Origin of the sequence: Salmonella sp. SAL00653 (genome assembly GCF_046552515.1) — a bacterium.
Taxonomy (GTDB): domain Bacteria; phylum Pseudomonadota; class Gammaproteobacteria; order Enterobacterales; family Enterobacteriaceae; genus Salmonella; species Salmonella enterica.
Window position 1 is genome coordinate 84,389 of record NZ_JBGDTY010000006.1, and the last position, 24,452, is coordinate 108,840.

The window sequence follows — 24,452 nt, forward strand, 5'->3', positions numbered from 1 at the left end:
TTAATATGGCATAAAACGGGTCGCTTCGGCGACCCGTTTTTTATTCTCCCTTTGACAACCTGCCGTTTTCCAGCCGTACCACCCGTGAAAAATGACGCCGGGTAAACGCAGCGTCATGGCTAATCGCCACGACGCTGGTTCCCCGTGCCCGGCATGTCGCCAGCCAGTGTTCAAATACGGTTAGCCAGTGGGCGTCAAAATCCCGGCTGGGTTCATCCAGCAATAACACAGGCGGCGCCATCGCCTCCAGACTGGCGACCGCCACCATCCGGCGCTGTGCGGCGTGCAGATCAAGCGGGTGCGCCTCGGCGACGTCCGTTAGCTGGCATAACCGCAGCGCGGCCTGCGTGCGCCGTGAAATTTCCTCTGCCGATAAGCGTTGTAGTTTCAGCCCAAAAGCGACCTCTTGCGCGACATTGCTGTGGAAAATCTGGTTTTCCGCTTCCTGAAAGAGTACGCCGATAGCGGCGGCGCGTTGACGATTTTTAAGCTGCGCAATCGGCTCTCCATTAAGCGTTACCGAGCCGGAAGTGGGGGAAAGCAGGCCGGCCATAATCCGTAACAGTGTTGATTTTCCCGCGCCGTTATCGCCGGTCAACGCCAGCCATTCGCCGTCACGAAGTTCAAGCGAGATAGCGTGCAGACAGTCGGCTGCGGCATCCGGCCAGCGATAAGCGACCTGATTTAACGTCAACATAATGGGGTTAGCGCTCCGTCGCGCAATTGCCATACCCGCTGGCATCGCGTCAGAAAAGGAAAATGGTTACGCTCAAAAAGCACAATGAGAGAATGACGTTCCAGCGCCCACTGTTGTAGCCGTTCCAGCAGCATCCCGGTGGCCGCTGACGTCAGCCGACTGAAGGCTTCATCAAGAATTAACAGTCTGGGCTGCATGGCAAGCGCGCTGGCAATTACTACCCGCTGCGTTTCGCCGCCGGAGAGCGTGCCGGGATGGCGATGGCGTAACGACTGGCAGTTTGTCAGGGTCAGCGCCTCGTCAATGCGCCGTAGAATTTCCGCTTCATGGAGGCCGAGATTCTCCGGGCCAAACGCCACCTCTTCCTCTACGCTAAAGGTACAGCCGGAAAGCTGTAAATAAGGCGATTGCTGCACCAACTGGATGGTGGGCGACTGTTCTACCAGCGGGAGCTGCCCGATAGGGACGCCAAGCAGTAAGCCTGTGCCGTCAATATCACCGGGAAGATAATCCGGATACCAGCCAGCCATCAGTTGCGCCAGCGTACTTTTTCCGCTGCCGTTATCGCCGACTATCGCCACTATTCCGGGTGTTGAATAGTGGAAATCAAAACATGCCGGCGGGCGTGTCGCATCGGACGGAAGATAACGAAACTGCTCTAACGTAACCATATCCACACTCCCGCTTCCGCCAGTATTAGCAGTACCATGCCATACCGCGCAACCCGTTGTAACATGCTATCTTTCGGCGCCCACAGCGTGGTTCGGGCTCGATGCAGCCGAAACCCCCGCATATCCAACGCCGCGCCGCGTATTGTCAGATCGTTAAGCGCATTTTGCGTAAGCGGCACGATCAGCGCAGGCATTGCCCGTAGCCGCTGATACCAGCCTTCATCCAGCGGTACGCCACGCGCGCGCTGGGCTTCATGAACGATCGTCAGTTGTCGTTTGAGCTGTTCGACGACCAGCAGAGGGCCAGCGAACAGGTAAGCGATGCCGGGCGGCAGACGTGAAGCGAACAGGGCGCGAATAAACCGCTGAACCGGCACATACTGCATCCATAGCTGCGACGTCGACACGATCGCCAGCAGACGTAGCCATAGCGTAACGGCATATACCCAGCGCTGCGGATCGCGAGGCTGCCCGCTTATCCATTCCGTTAGCCAACCGCCATGTACCAGCCATAGCCCAAACCCTAAAGACAGCATCAGCCAGGCGACATACTTCGCCCGCCGCCGCGTTGATTTCAGCGCCAGCAGACAGAGGAAGGCCGCCGCGCTATAAACCGGGAGCACGGTCTGCGCAGGGAGTAGCAGCGTGGTGCAGGTCGCCAGCGCCCATAAGGTTAACGAGGTAAACGGATGCATTTAGCGTACAGCTGACATCGCAGGAAAATGCCGTGTCGTACGTAACGGTAGCTGACGCAACAGCACCCAAACGATGATCGCCGTCAGAATTTTATCGACCAGATTAGCGCCTATGACGGTAATCGCGACCGACTCCACCAGGTTTTGGCCCATTGAATGCATCCAGGCGACGAATAAATCAGCGCCGCTGCCGGTAACGCCGCCAAAAAGCGCGGTACGAAGCGGTACAGCGACCAGCGTCACCGCTAACGTAATGACGACGCCGCTGACGATCACTTTGGGCAGGGTACGAAACCAGCCTGCGCGCGCCAGCCACCCGGCGACCAGACAGATAACCATCGCTACCGGGGCAAACGCGGCAGCGATAGGATCGGTAAGCAGCCCCCACAGCAAGTTGGTCAGAAGCCCAGTCAACATGCCGATGAACGGCCCTAACAGTACCGCGCTAATTAAGGTGCCGATCGAGTCGAGAAAAATAGGCAGCTTCAACATGCTAATAAGCTGTCCGCCAATCATATTGATGGCAATAGCGATGACAATCAGCACCAGAGACTGGCTGGAAAACGGGCGACGCGCCATAAAGTACCTCTTAAAGAGTCGTCAATTAACGGGAAGAAATATGCAGTTCGTCATAACCGGAAATGGCGCACGGTTGACGGCTGAACGTCAGCGCTGGCAGCTCGCCGATAACCAGCTCCAGCGTGGTACGCACGGTACACCCTGGCATCATATGGCCGCCGAGCATGGCCCCGTAGGGATCCGATACCGCGAGATGCAGATGCTCGCCGGTCAATTCAAGCGTGCCGTTTAGCGAGATAACTTCAAACGTGCCGGTGAGCGATGTGGTCGCCTCTTGCCCGGCATAACGCAGCGCAACGTCGGTCAGACTGCCGGTACACCCTGCAATCCAGGCGGCATGTAATTGGTTCTGTTGCACAAAGGCGTGTAATTGGGAAAACACTTCCTGGCCGGGAAGCAGACGAAACGCGTAAAAGCGCGCTGTAGAGGCGTTGTAGTGAGATACAGTCATCGTTACAGGACTCCGAGACTCGGACGTGGCGCTGATAATATAGACGCTGGCGACAGCGCTTTCTGATATAAATCAGTATTTGTGACGCGACGATGAAAAGATCTGACGGATGTACTGGTGATTCTTAAATATGGAATAAATTGCAGCGTAAGCGGCCATGAAATGTGATGCAGGTCAGATAACTGTCTTCTTCGACTGGACAAACATTCCTTTTATTCCCCGTTTCGCTTATTCTAGCTGAAGCGTTTCAGTTAATTAAATGTTCGACAATTAACCAATCAGTCGCAGTTTGCGACAGGTGAGGTTTTACTCGACGATGAGCTGCATTACTCTGTCAGCCTCATCTGAATCGGGATAGCCTTGCAGGAGACCTATGACCGTACGCATAGCGATTAATGGCTTTGGTCGCATCGGGCGTAACGTGGTTCGTGCTTTGTATGAATCCGGACGTCGGGCGGAAATTACCGTGGTGGCCATCAACGAGCTGGCGGATGCCGCAGGCATGGCGCATTTGTTGAAATACGATACCAGCCACGGGCGTTTTGCATGGGAGGTTCGCCACGAGCGCGAGCAGCTTTTTGTCGGCGACGATGTCATTCGTATTCTGCATGAACGAACGCTGGCGGATCTGCCGTGGCGCGAACTGGGCGTGGATGTCGTGTTGGATTGTACGGGCGTATATGGCAACCGGGAGCATGGCGAGGCGCATATTGCCGCTGGCGCGAAGAAAGTGCTCTTTTCTCATCCGGGCAGCAACGATCTTGACGCCACCGTCGTTTTTGGCGTGAACCAGAACCAACTGCGTGCGGAACATCGTATTGTCTCAAACGCGTCCTGTACCACGAATTGCATAATTCCCGTCATTAAATTGTTGGATGATGCTTACGGCATCGAGTCTGGTACCGTCACGACGATCCACTCCGCGATGAACGATCAGCAGGTGATCGACGCGTATCACTCCGATCTGCGGCGCACGCGCGCGGCCAGCCAGTCGATTATCCCGGTAGATACAAAACTGGCGGCAGGCATTACGCGTATATTCCCGCAGTTTAACGATCGTTTTGAGGCGATTGCCGTGCGCGTTCCAACCATTAATGTGACGGCGATCGATTTAAGCGTGACGGTGAAAAAACCAGTAAAAGCCAGTGAAGTCAACCAGTTGCTGCAAAAAGCAGCACAAGGTGCATTTCATGGTATAGTTGACTATACGGAATCACCGTTGGTCTCGATAGATTTTAACCACGACCCGCACAGCGCCATTGTTGATGGCACGCAAACCCGGGTTAGTGGTGCCCACCTGATCAAGACGCTGGTCTGGTGCGATAATGAATGGGGCTTTGCTAACAGGATGCTCGACACCACGTTAGCGATGGCCGCAGTTGGTTTCAGGCTCGACGCGTCAGCGTCGACAAAACTTTAAGCATCATTGAGAGGATTCACCATGTCTGTAATTAAGATGACCGATCTGGATCTGGCCGGGAAACGCGTTTTTATCCGTGCGGATCTGAACGTACCTGTTAAAGAAGGGAAAGTGACCAGCGACGCGCGTATCCGCGCCTCTCTGCCGACCATTGAACTGGCTCTGAAACAGGGCGCGAAAGTGATGGTAACTTCCCACCTGGGTCGTCCTACCGAAGGCGAGTACAACGAAGAATTCTCTCTGCTGCCGGTTGTTAACTACCTGAAAGACAAACTGTCTAACCCGGTTCGCCTGGTCAAAGATTACCTGGACGGCGTTGACGTGGCTGAAGGTGAGCTGGTGGTTCTGGAAAACGTTCGCTTTAACAAAGGCGAAAAGAAAGACGACGAAGCGCTGTCTAAAAAATACGCCGCCCTGTGTGACGTATTCGTGATGGACGCCTTTGGTACCGCGCACCGCGCGCAGGCTTCTACCCACGGTATCGGCAAATTTGCTGATGTTGCGTGCGCAGGCCCGCTGCTGGCCGCTGAACTGGATGCGCTGGGTAAAGCGCTGAAAGAACCGGCTCGTCCGATGGTGGCTATCGTTGGTGGTTCTAAAGTATCTACCAAACTGACCGTTCTGGATTCCCTGTCTAAAATCGCTGACCAGCTGATTGTCGGCGGCGGTATCGCCAACACCTTCGTTGCCGCTCAGGGCCACAGTGTCGGTAAATCCCTGTACGAAGCTGACCTGGTTGACGAAGCAAAACGTCTGCTGACCACTTGCGATATCCCGGTTCCGACCGATGTTCGCGTTGCCACCGAGTTCTCCGAAACCGCACCGGCGACTCTGAAATCCGTTAACGACGTGAAAGAAGACGAGCAGATCCTGGATATCGGCGATGCTTCCGCTCAGCAGCTGGCTGAAATCCTCAAGAATGCCAAAACCATTCTGTGGAACGGCCCGGTTGGCGTGTTTGAGTTCCCGAACTTCCGTAAAGGGACTGAAATCGTGGCGAATGCCATCGCTGATAGCGAAGCGTTTTCCATCGCTGGCGGCGGCGACACCCTGGCGGCAATCGACCTGTTCGGCATTGCTGACAAAATTTCCTACATTTCTACTGGCGGCGGCGCATTCCTCGAATTCGTGGAAGGTAAAGTTCTGCCAGCCGTAGCGATGCTCGAAGAGCGCGCTAAGAAGTAATCGTTACGGGCAGGGATTCCTGCCCGTTGATTTATCGCCGATCTGACATTCAGGGCGGCCCGTGTTTTTTCCCAAAGCCCGACGATACAGGACAACGAAACATGTCTAAAATTTTTGATTTCGTAAAACCAGGCGTGATCACTGGTGATGACGTACAGAAAGTGTTCCAGGTAGCAAAAGAAAACAATTTTGCTCTGCCGGCAGTTAACTGCGTGGGCACTGATTCCATCAACGCTGTTCTGGAAACCGCTGCAAAAGTTAAAGCACCGGTCATCGTTCAGTTCTCCAACGGCGGCGCGTCCTTCATCGCGGGTAAAGGCGTGAAAACTGACGTACCTCAGGGCGCGGCAATCCTGGGCGCTATCTCTGGCGCGCATCACGTTCATCAGATGGCTGAACATTATGGCGTTCCGGTTATCCTGCACACTGACCACTGCGCGAAGAAACTGCTGCCGTGGATCGACGGTCTGCTGGATGCGGGTGAAAAACACTTTGCGGCTACCGGTAAACCGCTGTTCTCTTCTCACATGATTGACCTGTCTGAAGAGTCTCTGCACGAAAACATCGAAATCTGCTCCAAATACCTGGCGCGCATGTCCAAAATTGGCATGACTCTGGAAATCGAACTGGGTTGCACCGGTGGCGAAGAAGACGGCGTGGACAACAGCCACATGGACGCTTCTGCCCTGTACACCCAGCCGGAAGACGTTGATTACGCGTACACTGAGCTGAGCAAAATCAGCCCGCGTTTCACCATTGCCGCTTCCTTCGGTAACGTACACGGCGTTTACAAGCCGGGTAACGTGGTTCTGACCCCGACCATTCTGCGTGATTCTCAGGACTATGTTTCTAAGAAACATAACCTGCCGCACAACAGCCTGAACTTCGTTTTCCACGGTGGTTCCGGTTCTACTGCTCAGGAAATCAAAGACTCCGTAAGCTACGGCGTAGTGAAAATGAACATCGATACCGATACCCAATGGGCAACCTGGGAAGGTGTTCTGAACTACTACAAAGAAAACGAAGCGTATCTGCAAGGTCAGCTGGGCAACCCGAAAGGCGAAGATCAGCCGAACAAGAAATACTATGACCCGCGCGTATGGCTGCGTGCTGGCCAGACTTCGATGATCGCTCGTCTGGAAAAAGCATTTAAAGAACTGAACGCGATTGACGTTCTGTAATATAGTCTGCTGATTGAAATGGCTTCCCTCGGGAAGCCATTTTTTTATCGTTATTTCCGGAGAGCGGCGTTAGTTAGCGCTTTCATCCGGCCAACTCACAGTGTACCTGCCTTTTTTGGTTTTGGGATGATGCCGAAAAATGGCATATTCCTCTGTTTTTGTTTACCTTTAAAAAGTTCTTTTCGTGAGAATGATCTCATTTGCTTGTTTTGCTATGACCAAGGAATATTGAATGGAAGATTTGAATGTTGTCGACAGCATAAATGGTGCGGGCACCTGGCTGGTACGCAACCAGGCGTTATTGCTCAGCTATGCTGTGAATATTGTTGCGGCTATCGCTATTATCATCATCGGCTTGATTGTAGCGCGCGTGATCTCCAATACGGTAAATCGTCTGATGCGTGCGCGTCATATTGATGCGACAGTAGCCGACTTTCTTTCTGCGCTGGTGCGCTATGGGGTTATCGCTTTTACGCTGATTGCGGCTCTGGGTCGCGTGGGGGGTCAAACCGCCTCGGTTATTGCCGTACTGGGCGCCGCTGGTTTAGCCGTTGGCCTGGCATTACAGGGATCGCTTTCTAACCTTGCGGCTGGGGTATTGCTGGTTATATTCCGTCCGTTCCGCGCCGGTGAGTATGTCGATTTGGGCGGCGTTGCCGGTACGGTACTGAACGTGCAAATCTTTTCCACGACAATGCGCGCGGTAGACGGCAAAATTATTGTGATTCCGAATGGCAAAATTATCGCGGGAAATATTATCAACTATTCTCGTGAGCCGGTTCGCCGTAACGAATTCATTATTGGGGTGGCCTACGATTCGGATATCGATCAGGTGAAACAGCTGCTCACGACGATTATCGAGTCCGACGATCGTATTTTAAAAGATCGCGAAATGACGGTGCGTTTGAATGAGCTGGGCGCCTCATCGATTAATTTTGTGGTGCGTGTCTGGAGTAAAAGCAGCGACCTGCAAAATGTCTACTGGGACGTGCTGGAACGTATTAAACGTGAATTCGACGCCGCTGGTATTAGCTTCCCGTACCCGCAGATGGACGTCAATTTTAAACGCGTGAAAGATAACGCCGCGGAGTAATTTTCCTCCCGTGCTGCCTGCCGGTGCTGCGTTTATCCGCCTCCAGTATTCTCTGGTTATTGAGCGGATAAGCGTAGCCGCCATCCGTTATTCAGTCTCTTCATTAGCTTTTCTTATTAGTGATTAAAATTATCAATTTCCGCTAATAATATTCCCGCGCTATAGTCTGCCTTTAAGAAAAACAGCTCAGGGTAGTTAACGTGATATCTTATTATTTTCAAGGGTTTGCCCTTGGCGCCGCCATGATCCTTCCGCTTGGCCCGCAAAATGCGTTTGTGATGAATCAGGGAATTCGTCGCCAGTACCACCTCATGATAGCGCTGCTTTGCGCGTTAAGTGATTTAGTCCTGATTAGCGCCGGTATTTTTGGCGGTAGCGCGTTGCTGATGCAGTCGCCGTGGCTGCTGGCGCTGGTCACATGGGGCGGGGTTGCGTTCTTGTTATGGTACGGTTTTGGCGCGCTGAAAACGGCAATGAGCAGTAATCTGGAGCTGGCCAGCGCCGAGGTTATGAAGCAGGGGCGCTGGAAAATTATTGCTACGATGCTGGCGGTAACGTGGCTGAACCCGCACGTTTATCTGGATACGTTTGTCGTGTTGGGCAGTCTCGGCGGACAACTGGCTATGGAGCCAAAGCGCTGGTTCGCCCTCGGCACGATTAGCGCGTCGTTCTTATGGTTTTTTGGGTTAGCGCTACTGGCGGCCTGGCTTGCGCCTCGACTGCGTACGGTGAAAGCTCAACGCATTATCAACATTCTGGTTGGGGTGGTGATGTGGCTTATCGCCTTCCAACTGGCGCGGGAAGGCGTCGCGCATATGCAAGCGCTTTTCAACTAAGCGTTGTCTGATGGACAACAGGCCGATATCCGCTAAGCTTGCCTGCATGCGCCCTGTATATCAGGGCAATGACTGCAATATGGAGGAGAGACTGTGAAGTTCAAAGTGATGGCCCTGGCGGCATTAGTGGGTTTAAGTGCAATGTCGGCGCAGGCAAGCGAACTGCCGGAAGGCCCGCACATCGTGACTTCCGGTACGGCAAGCGTCGATGCTGTGCCTGATATCGCCACCTTAGCGATTGAAGTGAACGTCGCGGCGAAGGATGCGGCGACGGCGAAGAAGCAGGCCGATGAGCGCGTGGCGCAATATCTTTCCTTCCTTGAGCAAAATCAGATTGCGAAAAAAGACATTAGCGCGGCGAATCTGCGCACGCAGCCGGATTATGATTACCAAAACGGTAAAAGCATTCTGAAAGGGTATCGCGCGGTGCGAACCGTTGAGGTGACACTGCGTCAGTTAGATAAACTTAATTCTCTGCTGGACGGCGCGCTGAAGGCGGGTCTGAACGAGATTCGTTCGGTATCGCTGGGCGTGGCGCAACCGGACGCCTATAAAGACAAGGCCCGCAAAGCCGCCATTGATGACGCGATTCATCAGGCGCAAGCGCTGGCAGCCGGTTTTAACAGCAAATTGGGGCCGGTTTACAGCGTTCGTTACCATGTCTCTAATTATCAGCCGAGTCCGGTGGTGCGAATGATGAAAGCCGCAGATGCTGCGCCGGTATCTGCGCAGGAAACTTACGAGCAGCCGACCATTCAGTTCGACGATCAGGTCGATGTGGTATTCCAGCTTGAACCTGGAACAGGGCAGACGTCGACAACGGCCGCCAGCACGCAGTAATCTCACCCGGCCTGGGCGCTTCCAGGCCGCGTTTTCTCCCGGTGTTCTCGTTTTTTGCTCCGTATTACGCATTGAAATGAAGATTTGCTAATACGGTGAGCGTTTTGAATCGCCTTGTCGCCAGCAAAAAATAGCCAATGGCGCGTCGTTTTTTGCCGCCTGAACGCAATGATTTTGTGATGAACTTCAAAGAAGTGACGAGGGAATAATGGGTCATGCAGGCCGGATAAGACGTTCACGCCGCCATCCGGCATTCATAGAGAGGCTAATCCTGACGCAGCACCTTGTGCCCGTACTCCAGCAGCGCGTCGGTCACTTTGCGCATCATCCGGCTTTCCGGGGCAAAGCGGTGCCAGTAAAGCATCCGGCGTTGTAGCAAACCAGGCGTTAAGTTGATCAACTCGCCGCTTTCCAGCTCTTTCTCAATCTGCAGGTGAGGGATCATGCAGCAGGTCGTGCCCTGACGCGCAAGCTGTACAAACGCTTCGGATGAATTAACGATATGGCACGGCACGCTGCCGGGCGGTAGATCGAAATTCTGTTGCAAAAAGGCCTGATGCATATCATCCAGATGGTCGAACGCGACGGCGGGCGCTTTCAGCAGCGACGACCGGGTAACGCCATTGGGAAAATAGCGCTCGGCAAACGGCTTTGACGCGACAAACAGATAGTCGAGCGCGCCCAGTTTGTCGACCAGGCAACTGGGCAGCGCCTGATGCTGGATACTCACCGCGCCCACCACCTCGCCGCGACGCAGACGTTCTTGCGTGCGCGTTTCATCTTCCACCTGTAAATTGAGACGGATAGGGGAGTCCGCCAGTACCGGCGCCAGCGCCGGAAGCAGCCAGGTCGCCAGACTGTCGGCGTTAACCGCCAGCGACAGCAGCAGCGGCGTAGAGCCGGTTTGTTCATCGCCCAGCCACTCTTCTTCCAGCAGTTCAACCTGACGCAGCAGAGCCAGTAATTTTTGCCCTTGCTCCGTGGGGCGAGGAGGAACGGTACGCACCAACAAAGGTTGTCCGAACATATTCTCAAGCTGTTTTATGCGCTGTGAGACAGCGGATTGCGTGATGCACAGCTTCTGGGCGGCGCGCTCGAATCCTCGTTCACGTATAACGGCATCCAGCGCCTGTAGTGTTCTGTAGTCCGGACGTTTCATTGTTGTGTCATGCTCCTGTTATTTTTTTCCGCACTATGACATAAATTTGCCGTCGGTACAGATGAAATCCGTAGCCTGTGTACGGACACGGAGATTTTTCCCGACAATGTTCTATAATGCGGCTGTATTTTCACACCACAGGCGAAACGATCTATGACGCAGGATGAACTGAAAAAAGCGGTAGGATGGGCGGCACTTCAGTATGTACAGCCCGGCACCATTGTGGGCGTTGGTACAGGCTCAACGGCCGCACACTTTATTGATGCGCTGGGCACAATGAAAGGCCAGATTGAAGGCGCGGTCTCCAGCTCGGACGCCTCGACTGAAAAACTCAAAGGCCTCGGTATTCACGTGTTTGATCTCAACGAAGTGGATAGCCTGGGTATCTATGTCGACGGCGCGGACGAAATCAACGGTCATATGCAGATGATCAAAGGCGGCGGCGCGGCATTAACCCGTGAGAAAATTATTGCTTCCGTGGCGGAGAAATTTATCTGTATTGCGGATGCCTCTAAACAGGTGGATATTCTTGGCAAATTCCCGTTGCCGGTCGAAGTGATTCCGATGGCGCGCAGCGCGGTCGCTCGTCAACTGGTGAAGCTGGGCGGGCGTCCGGAGTACCGTCAGAACGTGGTCACGGATAACGGCAACGTGATTCTGGATGTTTATGGTATGGAAATCCTTGATCCCATCGCGCTGGAAAACGCCATTAACGCGATTCCGGGCGTCGTGACCGTAGGGTTGTTCGCCAACCGTGGCGCCGATGTCGCACTGATCGGCACGCCGGACGGGGTGAAAACCATCGTAAAATGATCCCGCCAGGCGTATTTCCTGCCGCGTAAAAAATTCGGTCAGGGCAAATTTGGTGACATGTATCACGTTTAATCGTTTGCCCTGCCGATCCCTCCAAAGAAAAAGTTATTCCCGGTATTTTCATCTGCTATTTCCCGCTGTATGCGATTCCTTCACGACGCTGGCGCAAACGTTCATATTGCCGTGATAATTTTTTTGATATGTTGAAGGACGGATGCAAATCCACACACAACATCAGATGGCAAAAAAAGACAGGATCGGGGAAATGGCAAAGGTATCGCTGGAGAAAGATAAAATTAAATTTCTGCTGGTTGAAGGGGTGCATCAAAAGGCGCTGGAAAGCCTTCGTGCGGCAGGTTACACCAACATTGAATATCACAAGGGCGCGCTGGACGCTGAACAGTTGAAAGTGTCCATCCGCGATGCCCACTTCATCGGTCTGCGATCCCGTACTCATCTGACAGAAGAAGTGATTAACGCCGCAGAGAAGCTGGTGGCGATTGGCTGTTTTTGCATCGGCACCAACCAGGTGGATTTAAATGCGGCGGCAAAACGCGGTATTCCGGTCTTTAACGCGCCATTCTCGAATACCCGTTCCGTGGCGGAGCTGGTGATTGGCGAGCTATTGCTGCTGCTGCGCGGCGTGCCGGAAGCGAACGCCAAAGCGCACCGCGGCGTATGGAATAAACTGGCGGCGGGATCGTTCGAAGCGCGCGGTAAAAAGCTTGGCATTATCGGTTACGGCCATATCGGAACGCAGTTGGGCATTCTGGCGGAATCGCTGGGGATGCATGTCTATTTCTATGATATTGAAAATAAACTGCCGCTCGGTAATGCAACTCAGGTGCAGCATCTGTCTGAATTGCTGAATATGAGCGATGTGGTCAGTCTGCACGTACCTGAAAACGCCTCCACCAAAAACATGATGGGAGCAAAAGAGATTGCCCTGATGAAGCCGGGTTCGCTGCTGATTAACGCCGCGCGCGGTACGGTAGTGGATATCCCGGCTTTGTGCGACGCGCTGGCGACGAAACATCTGGCGGGGGCGGCTATCGACGTCTTCCCGACGGAACCGGCCACTAATAGCGATCCGTTTACCTCTCCGCTGTGCGAATTCGATAACGTGATCCTGACGCCGCATATCGGCGGCTCGACGCAGGAGGCGCAAGAAAACATCGGTCTGGAAGTCGCAGGAAAACTGATTAAGTACTCGGATAACGGCTCGACGCTGTCCGCCGTGAACTTCCCGGAAGTGTCGCTGCCGCTGCACGGCGGTCGTCGCCTGATGCACATCCACGAAAACCGCCCGGGCGTATTGACCGCGCTTAACCAGATCTTTGCCGAGCAGGGCGTTAACATTGCCGCACAGTATCTGCAAACCTCCGCCCGAATGGGGTATGTGGTAATTGATATAGAAGCCGATGGCGATGTGGCGGAGAAAGCGCTGCTGGCGATGAAGGCGATTCCGGGCACCATTCGCGCCCGTCTGCTGTACTAATTTCCTCTAAATGGGCAGGAGATGACCTGCCCATCCTTTCTTCTGGTTTCCCTGCCTCAACATCTCTTCGTGTAACGCATACATTCTGTTTTCGAGCCTTGCCGCAATTGGTAATTAAAGGCAGCGTTGCGTGTTGTACAGCAATAAAAGGAATTTACGATAAGGGCTCAGCATAGCGCTGAAACGGGAAAGCCCCTACCGAAGCAGGGGCTCTAAAAAGGAAAGGGACGATGATGAGATACGTCATCATGCTGCTGATCCTGTTAATCATCGCTACGCCAGCATATTAACAGAGAGTACGCAGGAGGGAGGTTCGCCTCCCTCACCCTTCACCGAGAAATTTAGGTCAAAAAAGCGACGCTGTCAATCGGTAAAACATGGCTACCATTCCCAAACTTTTGACGGCGTCACCACCGCAGGCAGCGGGATATCCCACTCTTCAACCGGCAGCTTTTCTACTAACTGGCAATCATGCGCGTAGCCCACAGGTAGGATCTTATGCTGCTGCCAGTTTTGCAACGTACGGTCATAAAATCCGCCGCCCATCCCCAGGCGCTGCCCGTCTTCGTCAAACGCGACTAACGGCGTTACCAGCACATCCAGCTTTGGCAGCGGCAATACGTCGCGGACATCAAGCCGTGGCTCCTGGATCTTTAAGCGGTTGGTCACCAGCGCACTCTGCGAATGATAGTGCAGGAACAGGAGGTTGCCAGGGCTAAAGGGATGAAGAACCGGAAGGTAGACGCGCTTGCCCGCTTGCCATAGCTGTTCTATCAGCGGCTGGGTGTCGAGTTCGCCATCAAAGGAGAGAAACACGGCGACAGTGTGCGCCATCACGACGGGAGGAAAGCTGAGCATTCGGGCGGCGGCCTGTTGACCAAAGCGGCGTTGCTGCTCTGGCGTCAGCGCACGGCGACGTTGCCGAATCATTCGGCGGATTTCTTGTCGTGATAAAGAGATTTCGGGAAGTTGCGTCATGGCTGTCGCCAGTCAGAAGGGGAATCTCCGAGATGCCGCCGCAGGCTGTAACCCTTGAACCCTTGGTTCAAGGTGAATGTGTCGTCACAGTTTTAAGGCTTCTCGGACGAACCGAGCATGCTCACCAACCGCGGAGCGCCACATTCTTGTGGTATGAAATATCGGCTCAGGGGACTGAGCCCGCTTGCAAACATCTCAGAGAAATTCTGTTTTCACAATCACTTTACCATAGTAAAGCGAAAAGTGTTATTCAAAGTTTTGGCCCGTTTTTTCGGTTATGCGACCTTGATCAAGCAACGCCTGTTCGATGGTCTGTTGTAGCATCCGAATACGTTGTTCCATGCTCGCCGCGTAATCGCGGGTCTTCGCTTTTTCCTGAGTTAACTCATAGCTGATATTCAATGCGGCAATGAAAACCAACTGCTCAGTATTTGTGACTCTAGTGCGAACTTTCAGATCTTGCAACCGCTGATTCAGATCGTCCGCAGCCTGATTCAACGCATCCCTTTGGTCAGGCGGGCAATTCACTCGCAGTGAACGGCCAAATATTTGGATATCGACGGGTTGTGCAGACATGCCACCTTCCTGCTGATTGACTGCGCTGCCTTCGTCTCCAGACCCAGGGTCCGCGAAGGGGCGACACTATAGCTACCCTGGTGTGAAGATACAAGCCCTTTTCTGGTTCACCAGGGTCCAAAGTGGTAGCATATCATGAATATCCTCCCTTTGATGACGAATGCTTATGTCTATACAGAACGAAATGCCTGGTTACAACGAAATGAACCGGTTTTTGAATCAACAAGGGGCCGGTCTGACCCCGGCTGAAATGCATGGTTTAATCAGCGGGATGATTTGCGGCGGCAACAACGACAGCTCATGGCAGCCGCTGTTGCACGACCTGACGAACGAAGGTCTGGCCTTCGGGCATGAGCTTGCTCAGGCGCTGCGCAAAATGCACGCGGCGACCAGCGACGCGCTGGAAGACGACGGCTTTCTTTTTCAGCTTTATCTGCCTGAAGGCGACGATGTCAGCGTATTCGATCGCGCAGATGCCTTAGCCGGGTGGGTTAACCACTTTTTGCTTGGCCTCGGCGTAACGCAGCCTAAACTTGATAAAGTCACCGGCGAAACGGGTGAAGCGATTGACGACCTGCGTAATATTGCGCAGCTTGGTTATGATGAGAGCGAAGATCAGGAAGAGCTGGAGATGTCGCTCGAAGAGATCATCGAATATGTCCGTGTTGCGGCGCTGTTATGTCATGACACTTTCACGCGCCAACAGCCGACCGCGCCGGAAGTGCGTAAACCGACGCTACACTAAGAAAAAACGAAATGGAGGCCATGTCATGACTCAGCAGGAATACCAACGCCGTCGCCAGGCATTACTGGCGCAAATGCAGCCCGGCAGCGCCGCGCTGATCTTTGCCGCGCCGGAGGCGACGCGCAGCGCAGACAGTGAATATCCGTATCGCCAGAGTAGCGACTTCTGGTATTTCACCGGTTTTAACGAACCGGAAGCCGTGCTGGTACTGATTAAGAGTGATGACACCCACAACCACAGCGTTTTGTTCAACCGCGTTCGCGACCTGACGGCGGAAATCTGGTTTGGTCGCCGTTTAGGACAGGATGCCGCGCCGGAAAAACTGGGCGTTGACCGGGCGCTGGCGTTTAGCGAAATCAACCAGCAACTCTTTCAGTTGCTTAATGGTCTGGATGTGGTGTACCACGCGCAGGGCGAATATGCGTATGCCGACGAGATTGTTCTGGCTGCGCTGGAGAAGCTGCGTAAAGGCTCCCGCCAGAATCTGACCGCGCCGGCCACCATGACTGACTGGCGACCGATCGTCCATGAGATGCGCCTGTTCAAATCGCCGGAAGAGATTGCTGTCCTGCGCCGCGCCGGGGAAATTAGCGCGCTGGCGCATATCCGCGCGATGGAAAAATGCCGTCCGGGGATGTTTGAGTATCAGCTGGAAGGAGAAATTCACCACGAATTTAATCGCCACGGCGCGCGCTATCCCTCCTATAACACCATTGTCGGCAGCGGCGAAAATGGCTGTATCCTGCATTACACTGAAAACGAAAGTGAAATGCGCGACGGCGATTTAGTGCTTATCGACGCAGGTTGTGAATATAAAGGTTACGCGGGCGACATCACGCGTACTTTCCCGGTGAACGGGAAATTTACGCCAGCCCAGCGTGAAATTTATGACATCGTTCTGGAATCGCTGGAGACCAGCCTGCGACTGTTCCGTCCTGGTACCTCTATTCAGGAGGTGACCGGCGAAGTCGTGCGCATCATGATAACCGGGCTGGTGAAGCTGGGGATTTTGCAAGGAGAGGTTGATCAACTGATTGCCGAAAATGCGCATCGTCCTTTCTTTATGCATGGCTTGAGCCACTGGCTGGGGCTGGATGTTCATGATGTCGGCGTTTATGGGCCGGATCGCTCCCGCATCCTGGAGCCGGGCATGGTGCTGACCGTAGAGCCAGGCCTCTATATCGCGCCGGATGCCGACGTGCCGGAAGCGTATCGCGGCATTGGCGTTCGAATTGAAGATGACATTGTCATTACCGAAACCGGTAATGAAAACCTGACCGCTGGCGTTGTGAAGAAGGCGGATGACATTGAGGCATTAATGGCGGCGGCGCGGCAGCAATGAGCGTCATTATCGTTGGCGGGGGCATGGCAGGCGCGACGCTGGCGCTGGCCATCTCTCAGTTCAGTCATGGGACGTTGCCGGTACACCTGATTGAAGCGAAAGCGCCTGAAGCCGACGGTCATCCCGGCTTTGACGCCAGAGCGATTGCGCTGGCGGCGGGCACTTGTCAGCAACTGGCGCGAATTGGCGTCTGGCAGGCGATTTCCGATTGCGCAACGGCAATCAACACCGTACACGTCAGCGATCGCGGCCATGCCGGATTTGTGACTCTCGACGCGCAGGACTACAGTCTGGCAGCGTTGGGGCACGTTGCGGAGCTGCATGATATCGGGCTGCGTCTGTTTGCGCTCTTGCGTAAAGCGCCAGGCGTTACGCTGCACTGCCCGGAGCGCGTAGCCAGCGTGTCGCGTACCCAACAGCAGGTTAACGTCACTCTGGAAAACGGCAATGTGATAGCTGGCAGTGTGCTGGTGGCGGCTAACGGTACCCACTCCGCGCTCGCGTCAGCCTGCGGCGTTGACTGGCATCAGGAGCCTTACGAACAGTTAGCGGTGATAGCGAATGTCGCAACCGCTATCCCGCACCAGGGACGCGCCTTTGAACGTTTTACCCCCAATGGCCCGCTGGCGATGTTGCCGATGTCGCATGGCCGATGTTCGCTGGTTTGGTGTCACCCGCTCGACCAGCGCGATGAGGTGCTGAGCTGGTCCGACGCGCAGTTCTGCCATGCATTGCAGGCCGCGTTCGGCTGGCGGCTGGGGCGAATTACTCAGGCCGGTAAGCGCAGCGCGTATCCGCTTGCCCTGACTACGGCGGCGAAAGTGTTTTCTCACCGGACTGTCGTGGTCGGCAATGCGGCGCAGACGTTGCATCCTATCGCCGGACAAGGGTTTAATCTCGGTCTGCGCGATGTCATGAGCCTGGCGGAAACGCTGGTCGCGGCACAGGACGCGGGCGAGGATATTGGCGCCTGGCACGTGTTATCGCGCTATCAGCAGCGTCGTCAGGTTGACCGGGATACGACGATTGGCGTAACGAACGGTCTGGTCCATCTGTTTGCAAATCGTTGGGCGCCGCTGGTTATTGGGCGCAATATCGGTTTAATGGCGATGGAATTATTACCGCCTGCACGCGATGCGCTGGCACAGCGGACCTTAGGTTGGGTTGCGCGTTAAGCAGATCTGTAGGCCGGATAAGGCATTTACGCCGCCATCCGGCATCGTGTTCGTAAAAATGCCGGATGGCGGCTTCGCCTTATCCGGCCTACGGTTTGATTGTTCCGGTTTCCAGGAGTAAATAGTGCAAAGTGTTGATGTAGCAATAGTTGGCGGAGGCATGGTGGGACTGGCTGTCGCCTGCGGCTTGCAGGGGAGCGGTTTGCGCGTTGCGGTGCTGGATCACGTTGTTCCCCAGCCGTTGGCGAACGATGCCCCGCCTCAGCTTCGGGTGTCGGCGATTAATGCCGCCAGCGAAAAACTGCTTACCCGTCTTGGCGTATGGTCAAACATTGTGGCGCGACGGGCAAGTTGCTACCACGGTATGGAAGTCTGGGATAAAGACAGCTTTGGCCGTATTACGTTTGATGACGCAAGCATGGGATATAGCCATCTGGGGCATATTGTTGAAAACAGTGTCATTCACTATGCACTGTGGCAAAAAGCGCAGCAAGCGGCGGATATCACCTTAATGGCGCCAGCGGAGTTACAGCAGGTCGCCTGGGGAGAGAACGACGCCTTCCTGACTTTAAAAGACGGCGCGATGTTAACCGCGCGTCTGGTGATTGCCGCGGATGGCGCCAACTCCTGGCTGCGTAACAAAGCGGATATTCCCTTAACTTTCTGGGACTACCGTCACCATGCGCTGGTAGCGACTATCCGCACCGAAGAGCCGCACGGCGCGGTTGCTCGCCAGGTGTTTCATGGTGAAGGTATTCTGGCGTTTTTGCCGTTAAGCGATCCGCATCTGTGTTCCATTGTCTGGTCGCTTTCTCCGCAGGATGCGGAGCGTATGCAACAGAGCGGCGACGAGGCGTTTAACCAGGCGTTGACTATCGCCTTCGATAATCGGCTGGGCTTATGCCGCCTGGAAAGCGAACGGCAGGTTTTTCCGCTGACGGGCCGCTATGCTCGCCAGTTTGCCGCGCATCGTCTGGCGTTGGTCGGCGATGCCGCGCACACCATCCATCCGCTGGCAGGGCAAGGCGTCAACCTCGGCTTTATGGACGCGGCCGAACTGGTGGACGATCTGCGCCGGCTTCAGCGCCAGGGCAAAGACATTGGCCAACATCTTTATCTCCGTCGTTATGAGCGTAGCCGTAAACATAGTGCGGCGATGATGCTTGCCGGGATGCAAGGTTTTCGTGACCTGTTTGCCGGCGAAAACCCGGCAAAAAAATTGCTGCGCGACATCGGACTGAAACTGGCGGACACGCTCCCCGGCGTCAAACCCCAACTGCTTCGCCAGGCAATGGGGCTAAACGACCTTCCGCAATGGCTTCGTTAAGCGTCTGACTGCACGCCAGCAAGAGTTTGAAACCCGTCACACTTTGCTTTCCCGGCTATCGCGCCGGGGGGCTTTCCTCGTTTGAAATAATCTAATTTCACCGCTTATTTCGCATTATATTTTCTAATGCCACTATTTTTGGCGAACGCGATTTTCGACATTTTTTCCGCATTTAATATTAATTTATGTTGTGGTAAATCGTATCAGCTTCCTTTTTATGACGGTTATTTAGCGTAATAATGGTTTTTTGTGCTGATGGGATTTTAGCGTTTTTTAGTCATAAGCTAATGTGATGGTAAATTCAGCCTTATGGTTTAGCGCCTGGTTCGGTGGTAAGTTCAGGAGCAAGAGAACGTTTGCGTCGGCGCAGGAAAAAGGGCGTCGATGCCAGGTTTCGTGGCGAAGATTTCCCATGAAAATGGTTGTTAGCCCCCGCTAATTCAACGAGGAAAAGATGGCCCAACAGACGCCTTTGTACGAACAACACACGCTATGCGGCGCCCGCATGGTCGATTTTCATGGCTGGATGATGCCCCTGCATTACGGCTCTCAGCTTGATGAACACCACGCTGTGCGCACCGATGCCGGGATGTTTGATGTATCGCATATGACCATTGTCGATCTTCATGGCAGCCGCACACGAGAGTTTCTACGTTATCTGCTGGCCAACGACGTCGCGAAGCTAACGAAGACGGGTAAAGCCCTCTACTCCGGTATGCTTAACGCATCGGGCGGCGTGATTGATGACCTTATCGTCTACTACTTCACTGAAGATTTCTTCCGTCTCGTTGTTAACTCCGCCACCCGCGAAAAAGACCTCTCCTGGATTACCCAACACGCTGAACCTTATGCCATCGACATTACCGTTCGTGACGACCTGTCGCTGATTGCGGTACAGGGGCCGAATGCGCAGGAAAAAGCGGCGACTCTGTTTACTGACGAACAGCGCCATGCAGTAGAAGGTATGAAGCCGTTCTTCGGCGTTCAGGCGGGCGATCTGTTTATCGCCACCACCGGTTATACCGGCGAAGCGGGCTATGAAATCGCCATGCCGAATGAAAAAGCGGCGGATTTCTGGCGTGCGCTGGTGGAGGCGGGCGTGAAGCCGTGCGGTCTTGGCGCGCGCGACACGCTGCGTCTGGAAGCAGGCATGAACCTGTACGGTCAGGAGATGGATGAAGGTATCTCTCCGCTGGCGGCTAATATGGGATGGACTATCGCCTGGGAACCTGCTGACCGCGACTTTATTGGCCGTGAGGCGCTGGAGATGCAGCGTGAAAAAGGCCATGAGCAGCTTGTCGGTCTGGTGATGACCGAGAAAGGCGTATTGCGTAATGAACTGCCGGTGCGTTTTACCGATGCGCAGGGCAATCAGCAAGAAGGCATTATTACCAGCGGGACGTTTTCCCCAACGTTGGGCTACAGCATTGCGCTGGCGCGCGTTCCGGCGGGCATCGGCGAGACGGCGATTGTACAAATTCGTAACCGTGAAATGCCGGTAAAAGTGACTAAACCTGTTTTTGTGCGTAACGGCAAAGCCGTCGCGTGATTCATCCTTTTTTGGAGATTAATTGATGAGCAACGTACCCGCAGAACTGAAATACAGCAAAGAACACGAATGGCTGCGTAAAGAAGCGGATGGCACTTACACCGTTGGCATTACTGAACACGCTCAGGAGCTGTTGGGCGATATGGTTTTTGTTGATCTGCCGGAAGTCGGCGCGACCGTAAGCGCGGGCGACGACTGCGCCGTGGCGGAGTCCGTAAAAGCGGCGTCCGACATTTATGCGCCGGTAAGCGGCGAGATCGTGGCGGTAAACGATGCGCTGAGCGACTCCCCGGAGCTGGTGAACAGCGAACCGTATACCGGTGGCTGGATCTTTAAAATCAAAGCCAGCGATGAAAGCGAACTTGAATCGCTGCTGGATGCCACCGCGTATGAGGCATTGTTAGAAGACGAATAATGTTGTGCCGGATGGCGCTAATGCTTATCCGGCCTACTCACTGCAACGCGAATGATTTTGCGTATTCGTTTTCGCACGCGTAGGCCCGGTAAGCGTCAGCGCCACCGGGCAATTGAGTTAGAGACAATCACGATTCACTGCACGTTTCAGGAACCATCGCCCATGACACAGACGTTAAGCCAGCTTGAAAACCGCGGCGCTTTCATTGAACGCCACATCGGACCGGACGCCGCACAGCAACAAGAGATGCTGAATGCGGTTGGCGCCGAGTCGTTAAACGCGCTGACAGGTCAGATTGTGCCGAAAGACATTCAGCTCGCGACTCCGCCGCAGGTTGGAGAGGCGGCAACCGAATATGCCGCACTGGCGGAATTAAAAGCCATCGCCGGGCGTAACAAGCGCTTCACGTCGTACATTGGCATGGGCTACACCGCCGTGCAGCTACCGCCGGTTATCCTGCGCAACATGCTGGAAAATCCAGGCTGGTACACCGCCTACACTCCTTATCAGCCGGAAGTCTCTCAGGGGCGTCTGGAAGCGCTGCTCAACTTCCAACAGGTGACGCTGGACCTGACAGGGCTGGACATGGCTTCCGCCTCGCTGCTGGATGAAGCGACCGCCGCCGCTGAAGCGATGGCGATGGCAAAGCGCGTCAGCAAACTGAAAAATGCCAACCGGTTCTTTGTCGCCTCTGATGTCCATCCGCAAACTCTGGACGTCGTGCGTACGCGTGCCGAAACCTTTGGCTTTGACGTCATTGTGGATGACGCGGCGAAAGCACTGGATCACCAGGATGTGTTTGGCGTGCTGTTACAACAGGTAGGCACCACGGGCGAAATTCACGACTACAGCGCACTGATTACTGAGCTGAAATCCCGTAAAGTTGTGGTCAGCGTCGCCGCCGATTTTATGGCGCTGGTGCTGCTGACGGCTCCGGGCAAACAGGGCGCGGACATTGTTTTCGGCTCTGCGCAACGCTTCGGCGTACCGATGGGGTACGGTGGCCCGCATGCGGCGTTCTTTGCCGCCAAAGACGAATTTAAACGCTCCATGCCAGGCCGTATTATCGGCGTCTCAAAAGATGCGGCGGGCAATACCGCACTGCGCATGGCGATGCAGACTCGCGAGCAGCATATCCGCCGTGAGAAAGCGAACTCCAACATTTGTACCTCGCAGGTACTGCTGGCTAACATCGCCAGTCTGTATGCCGTTTATCATGGTCCGGTCGGTCTGAAGCGCATTGCGAATCGTATCCACCGCCTGACCGATATTCTGGCGGCAGGTCTGCAACAGAAAGGCTTAAAGCTGCGTCATGCGCACTACTTCGACACCCTGTGTGTGGAAGTGGCTGATAAAGCTGCGGTACTGGCGCGTGCGGAAGCGGCAGAGATCAATCTGCGCAGCGATATTCATAACGCGGTGGGTATTACGCTCGATGAAACCACCACCCGTGAGAATGTGGCGCAGTTGTTCAATGTTTTGCTGGGCGACAGCCACGGTCTGAACATTGAAACACTGGATAAAGACGTGGCGCTTGATAGCCGTTCCATTCAGCAAAGTATGCTGCGTGACGATGCGATTCTGACGCATCCGGTATTTAACCGTTACCACAGCGAAACCGAGATGATGCGCTATATGCACTCGCTGGAGCGTAAAGATCTGGCGCTGAACCAGGCGATGATCCCGCTGGGTTCCTGCACCATGAAGCTGAACGCCGCCGCCGAGATGATTCCTATCACCTGGCCGGAATTCGCTGAACTGCATCCGTTCTGCCCGCCGGAACAGGCCGAAGGATATCATCAGATGATTAGCCAGCTTTCTGACTGGCTGGTGAAACTCACCGGGTACGACGCCGTCTGTATGCAGCCTAACTCCGGCGCACAGGGGGAATACGCGGGGCTGCTGGCGATTCGTCACTATCACGAAAGCCGCAACGAAGGGCATCGCGATATCTGCCTGATTCCGGCCTCTGCTCACGGCACTAACCCTGCTTCTGCACATATGGCAGGAATGCAGGTGGTGGTAGTCGCCTGTGATAGGAACGGCAACATCGACCTGGACGATCTGCGGGCCAAAGCAGAACAACATGCTGCGAACCTTTCTTGCATCATGGTGACCTATCCGTCCACCCACGGCGTGTATGAAGAAACGATCCGTGAGGTGTGTGAAGTTGTGCACCAGTTCGGCGGTCAGGTTTACCTTGACGGCGCGAACATGAACGCTCAGGTCGGCATTACCTCACCGGGCTTTATTGGCGCGGACGTTTCGCATCTTAACCTGCATAAAACTTTCTGCATTCCGCACGGCGGCGGTGGCCCAGGCATGGGACCGATCGGCGTGAAAGCGCATCTGGCACCGTTCGTACCGGGTCATAGCGTGGTGCAAATCGAAGGCATGTTAACCCGTCAGGGCGCGGTTTCTGCGGCGCCGTTCGGTAGTGCCTCTATCCTGCCAATCAGCTGGATGTACATCCGCATGATGGGCGCAGAAGGCCTGAAGCAGGCAAGCCAGGTCGCGATTCTTAACGCTAACTACATTGCCAGCCGTCTGAAAGATGCCTATCCGGTACTGTATACCGGTCGCGATGGCCGTGTGGCGCACGAATGTATTCTTGATATTCGCCCATTGAAAGAAGAAACCGGCATCAGCGAGCTGGATATTGCCAAGCGTCTGATCGACTACGGTTTCCATGCGCCAACCATGTCGTTCCCGGTGGCGGGCACGCTGATGGTAGAGCCGACGGAATCTGAAGGTAAGGCTGAGCTGGATCGCTTTATCGATGCGATGCTGGCTATTCGCGCAGAGATTGACCAGGTGAAAGCGGGTGTCTGGCCGCTGGAAGATAACCCGCTGGTGAACGCGCCGCACATTCAGAGCGAACTGGTCGCCGAGTGGGCACATCCGTACAGCCGTGAAGTTGCCGTATTCCCGGCAGGCGTGGCAGACAAATACTGGCCGACGGTGAAACGTCTGGATGATGTTTATGGCGACCGTAACCTGTTCTGCTCCTGCGTACCGATTAGCGACTACCAGTAATTTACTGATTCGACTGTTTTCTAAAGGCGCTTCGGCGCCTTTTCAGCTTGTTAATAAAGTGCGTTTTGTTTATGTCGGATGCAGTGTGAGTGCCTTATTCAGGCTACAAAGTGTTACTAATTCAATATATTACAGTAAATCGTTGGCTCCTGTCAGGCAACCTGGCGTTTGTATCAGTGTATTAGCCAGAA

The 24,452-nt window shown here is 54.5% G+C and carries 23 protein-coding genes and 1 other RNA gene; 15 read left to right on the top strand and 9 right to left on the bottom strand.

The features are described from left to right. Positions 1–40: 40 nt before the first annotated feature. Genes ACLJRU_RS09300 through ACLJRU_RS09320 form a run of 5 tightly spaced genes read right to left on the bottom strand, consistent with a single transcriptional unit; the run spans position 41 to position 3,093 of the window. Positions 41–697 carry an ABC transporter ATP-binding protein gene (locus tag ACLJRU_RS09300; RefSeq protein WP_000956925.1) on the bottom strand — a complete coding sequence of 219 codons (657 nt, stop codon included), beginning with the start codon at positions 695–697 and terminating at the stop codon, positions 41–43. Further along, positions 691–1,368, bottom strand: a complete 678-nt coding sequence (locus ACLJRU_RS09305) for an ABC transporter ATP-binding protein (protein WP_001524843.1) — start codon at positions 1,366–1,368, stop codon at positions 691–693. Before ACLJRU_RS09305 ends, ACLJRU_RS09300 begins: the two co-directional genes overlap by 7 nt. Then, positions 1,356–2,063, bottom strand: a complete 708-nt coding sequence (locus ACLJRU_RS09310) for an energy-coupling factor transporter transmembrane component T (RefSeq protein WP_000553284.1) — start codon at positions 2,061–2,063, stop codon at positions 1,356–1,358. Before ACLJRU_RS09310 ends, ACLJRU_RS09305 begins: the two co-directional genes overlap by 13 nt. After that, complete coding sequence (locus ACLJRU_RS09315; RefSeq protein ID WP_001540872.1) at positions 2,064–2,642, bottom strand: ECF transporter S component; 579 nt, start codon at positions 2,640–2,642, stop codon at positions 2,064–2,066. It lies immediately after the preceding gene. A 25-nt stretch (positions 2,643–2,667) separates the two neighbouring features. Then, a complete protein-coding gene (locus ACLJRU_RS09320; protein WP_000218571.1) occupies positions 2,668–3,093 on the bottom strand; it encodes a PPC domain-containing DNA-binding protein in 426 nt (141 codons plus the stop codon). A 373-nt stretch (positions 3,094–3,466) separates the two neighbouring features. Between ACLJRU_RS09320 and epd the strand changes: the two genes are divergently transcribed. The 6 genes from epd to ACLJRU_RS09350 all read left to right on the top strand — a co-directional run bounded on the left by epd (position 3,467) and on the right by ACLJRU_RS09350 (position 9,648). Beyond that, positions 3,467–4,513 carry an erythrose-4-phosphate dehydrogenase gene (gene epd, locus ACLJRU_RS09325; protein WP_000218338.1) on the top strand — a complete coding sequence of 349 codons (1,047 nt, stop codon included), beginning with the start codon at positions 3,467–3,469 and terminating at the stop codon, positions 4,511–4,513. Between the two features lie 21 nt (positions 4,514–4,534). Then, a complete protein-coding gene (gene pgk, locus ACLJRU_RS09330; RefSeq protein ID WP_000111274.1) occupies positions 4,535–5,698 on the top strand; it encodes a phosphoglycerate kinase in 1,164 nt (387 codons plus the stop codon). 101 nt (positions 5,699–5,799) lie between these two features. Next, positions 5,800–6,879 carry a class II fructose-bisphosphate aldolase gene (gene fbaA, locus ACLJRU_RS09335; RefSeq protein ID WP_000034386.1) on the top strand — a complete coding sequence of 360 codons (1,080 nt, stop codon included), beginning with the start codon at positions 5,800–5,802 and terminating at the stop codon, positions 6,877–6,879. 232 nt (positions 6,880–7,111) lie between these two features. Beyond that, positions 7,112–7,972, top strand: a complete 861-nt coding sequence (locus ACLJRU_RS09340) for a small-conductance mechanosensitive channel MscS (protein ID WP_001540867.1) — start codon at positions 7,112–7,114, stop codon at positions 7,970–7,972. 200 nt (positions 7,973–8,172) lie between these two features. Further along, the gene (gene argO, locus ACLJRU_RS09345) at positions 8,173–8,808 is read left to right on the top strand and encodes an arginine exporter ArgO (protein WP_001540865.1); all 636 of its coding nucleotides are present in this window, start codon (positions 8,173–8,175) and stop codon (positions 8,806–8,808) included. Between the two features lie 93 nt (positions 8,809–8,901). After that, complete coding sequence (locus ACLJRU_RS09350; RefSeq protein ID WP_000669854.1) at positions 8,902–9,648, top strand: oxidative stress defense protein; 747 nt, start codon at positions 8,902–8,904, stop codon at positions 9,646–9,648. Between the two features lie 265 nt (positions 9,649–9,913). Here the strand turns inward: ACLJRU_RS09350 and argP are convergent, their stop codons facing one another. Next, positions 9,914–10,807 (bottom strand): DNA-binding transcriptional regulator ArgP, encoded by an 894-nt coding sequence (gene argP / locus ACLJRU_RS09355; RefSeq protein WP_000828345.1) that lies wholly within the window; start codon positions 10,805–10,807, stop codon positions 9,914–9,916. A gap of 153 nt (positions 10,808–10,960) precedes the next feature. Here argP and rpiA point away from each other — a divergent pair, with 153 nt between their 5' ends. Together rpiA and serA are read left to right on the top strand one after the other, a co-directional pair. Continuing rightward, positions 10,961–11,620: a ribose-5-phosphate isomerase RpiA gene (gene rpiA, locus ACLJRU_RS09360; protein WP_000189741.1), complete on the top strand. Its 660-nt coding sequence runs from the start codon at positions 10,961–10,963 to the stop codon at positions 11,618–11,620. A 265-nt stretch (positions 11,621–11,885) separates the two neighbouring features. Further along, positions 11,886–13,118, top strand: a complete 1,233-nt coding sequence (gene serA, locus ACLJRU_RS09365) for a phosphoglycerate dehydrogenase (RefSeq protein WP_001151632.1) — start codon at positions 11,886–11,888, stop codon at positions 13,116–13,118. Positions 13,119–13,499: 381 nt separating this feature from the next. Here serA and ACLJRU_RS09370 read toward each other — a convergent pair whose 3' ends face one another. The 3 genes from ACLJRU_RS09370 to zapA all read right to left on the bottom strand — a co-directional run bounded on the left by ACLJRU_RS09370 (position 13,500) and on the right by zapA (position 14,672). Beyond that, a complete protein-coding gene (locus ACLJRU_RS09370; protein ID WP_021000762.1) occupies positions 13,500–14,096 on the bottom strand; it encodes a 5-formyltetrahydrofolate cyclo-ligase in 597 nt (198 codons plus the stop codon). A 20-nt stretch (positions 14,097–14,116) separates the two neighbouring features. Further along, positions 14,117–14,301: non-coding RNA, 6S RNA (gene ssrS / locus ACLJRU_RS09375), on the bottom strand. A gap of 41 nt (positions 14,302–14,342) precedes the next feature. Further along, positions 14,343–14,672, bottom strand: a complete 330-nt coding sequence (gene zapA / locus ACLJRU_RS09380) for a cell division protein ZapA (protein WP_001276011.1) — start codon at positions 14,670–14,672, stop codon at positions 14,343–14,345. A gap of 166 nt (positions 14,673–14,838) precedes the next feature. Here zapA and ACLJRU_RS09385 point away from each other — a divergent pair, with 166 nt between their 5' ends. From ACLJRU_RS09385 to gcvP, 7 genes are all read left to right on the top strand, one after another. Continuing rightward, on the top strand, positions 14,839–15,417 hold the full coding sequence (locus ACLJRU_RS09385; RefSeq protein WP_000027236.1) for a YecA family protein: 579 nt from the start codon (positions 14,839–14,841) through the stop codon (positions 15,415–15,417). A 25-nt stretch (positions 15,418–15,442) separates the two neighbouring features. Then, positions 15,443–16,759 (top strand): Xaa-Pro aminopeptidase, encoded by a 1,317-nt coding sequence (pepP, locus tag ACLJRU_RS09390; RefSeq protein WP_000193681.1) that lies wholly within the window; start codon positions 15,443–15,445, stop codon positions 16,757–16,759. After that, positions 16,756–17,934, top strand: a complete 1,179-nt coding sequence (gene ubiH / locus ACLJRU_RS09395) for a 2-octaprenyl-6-methoxyphenyl hydroxylase (RefSeq protein ID WP_000111140.1) — start codon at positions 16,756–16,758, stop codon at positions 17,932–17,934. Before pepP ends, ubiH begins: the two co-directional genes overlap by 4 nt. A gap of 124 nt (positions 17,935–18,058) precedes the next feature. Further along, positions 18,059–19,261, top strand: coding sequence for an FAD-dependent 2-octaprenylphenol hydroxylase (gene ubiI, locus ACLJRU_RS09400; protein WP_001192144.1), 1,203 nt, complete (start codon positions 18,059–18,061; stop codon positions 19,259–19,261). Between the two features lie 454 nt (positions 19,262–19,715). Beyond that, positions 19,716–20,810: a glycine cleavage system aminomethyltransferase GcvT gene (gene gcvT, locus ACLJRU_RS09405; protein WP_000068733.1), complete on the top strand. Its 1,095-nt coding sequence runs from the start codon at positions 19,716–19,718 to the stop codon at positions 20,808–20,810. A 25-nt stretch (positions 20,811–20,835) separates the two neighbouring features. Next, positions 20,836–21,225: a glycine cleavage system protein GcvH gene (gcvH, locus tag ACLJRU_RS09410; RefSeq protein ID WP_000073211.1), complete on the top strand. Its 390-nt coding sequence runs from the start codon at positions 20,836–20,838 to the stop codon at positions 21,223–21,225. Positions 21,226–21,387: 162 nt separating this feature from the next. After that, positions 21,388–24,261 (top strand): aminomethyl-transferring glycine dehydrogenase, encoded by a 2,874-nt coding sequence (gene gcvP / locus ACLJRU_RS09415; RefSeq protein ID WP_001540863.1) that lies wholly within the window; start codon positions 21,388–21,390, stop codon positions 24,259–24,261. The last annotated feature ends 191 nt before the right edge of the window (positions 24,262–24,452 follow it).

Excerpts from the sequence above, each read along its gene's own strand:
- ACLJRU_RS09310 (WP_000553284.1), bottom strand. The coding sequence starts at position 2,063 with ATGCATCCGTTTACCTCGTTAACCTTATGGGCGCTGGCGACCTGCACC.
- gcvH (WP_000073211.1), top strand. The coding sequence starts at position 20,836 with ATGAGCAACGTACCCGCAGAACTGAAATACAGCAAAGAACACGAATGG.
- gcvP (WP_001540863.1), top strand. The coding sequence starts at position 21,388 with ATGACACAGACGTTAAGCCAGCTTGAAAACCGCGGCGCTTTCATTGAA.
- gcvT (WP_000068733.1), top strand. The coding sequence starts at position 19,716 with ATGGCCCAACAGACGCCTTTGTACGAACAACACACGCTATGCGGCGCC.
- fbaA (WP_000034386.1), top strand. The coding sequence starts at position 5,800 with ATGTCTAAAATTTTTGATTTCGTAAAACCAGGCGTGATCACTGGTGAT.
- ubiH (WP_000111140.1), top strand. The coding sequence starts at position 16,756 with ATGAGCGTCATTATCGTTGGCGGGGGCATGGCAGGCGCGACGCTGGCG.
- ACLJRU_RS09340 (WP_001540867.1), top strand. The coding sequence starts at position 7,112 with ATGGAAGATTTGAATGTTGTCGACAGCATAAATGGTGCGGGCACCTGG.
- argP (WP_000828345.1), bottom strand. The coding sequence starts at position 10,807 with ATGAAACGTCCGGACTACAGAACACTACAGGCGCTGGATGCCGTTATA.
- rpiA (WP_000189741.1), top strand. The coding sequence starts at position 10,961 with ATGACGCAGGATGAACTGAAAAAAGCGGTAGGATGGGCGGCACTTCAG.
- ACLJRU_RS09320 (WP_000218571.1), bottom strand. The coding sequence starts at position 3,093 with ATGACTGTATCTCACTACAACGCCTCTACAGCGCGCTTTTACGCGTTT.
- ACLJRU_RS09385 (WP_000027236.1), top strand. The coding sequence starts at position 14,839 with ATGTCTATACAGAACGAAATGCCTGGTTACAACGAAATGAACCGGTTT.
- ACLJRU_RS09370 (WP_021000762.1), bottom strand. The coding sequence starts at position 14,096 with ATGACGCAACTTCCCGAAATCTCTTTATCACGACAAGAAATCCGCCGA.
- zapA (WP_001276011.1), bottom strand. The coding sequence starts at position 14,672 with ATGTCTGCACAACCCGTCGATATCCAAATATTTGGCCGTTCACTGCGA.
- serA (WP_001151632.1), top strand. The coding sequence starts at position 11,886 with ATGGCAAAGGTATCGCTGGAGAAAGATAAAATTAAATTTCTGCTGGTT.
- ACLJRU_RS09315 (WP_001540872.1), bottom strand. The coding sequence starts at position 2,642 with ATGGCGCGTCGCCCGTTTTCCAGCCAGTCTCTGGTGCTGATTGTCATC.
- pgk (WP_000111274.1), top strand. The coding sequence starts at position 4,535 with ATGTCTGTAATTAAGATGACCGATCTGGATCTGGCCGGGAAACGCGTT.
- ACLJRU_RS09305 (WP_001524843.1), bottom strand. The coding sequence starts at position 1,368 with ATGGTTACGTTAGAGCAGTTTCGTTATCTTCCGTCCGATGCGACACGC.
- ACLJRU_RS09300 (WP_000956925.1), bottom strand. The coding sequence starts at position 697 with ATGTTGACGTTAAATCAGGTCGCTTATCGCTGGCCGGATGCCGCAGCC.
- pepP (WP_000193681.1), top strand. The coding sequence starts at position 15,443 with ATGACTCAGCAGGAATACCAACGCCGTCGCCAGGCATTACTGGCGCAA.
- epd (WP_000218338.1), top strand. The coding sequence starts at position 3,467 with ATGACCGTACGCATAGCGATTAATGGCTTTGGTCGCATCGGGCGTAAC.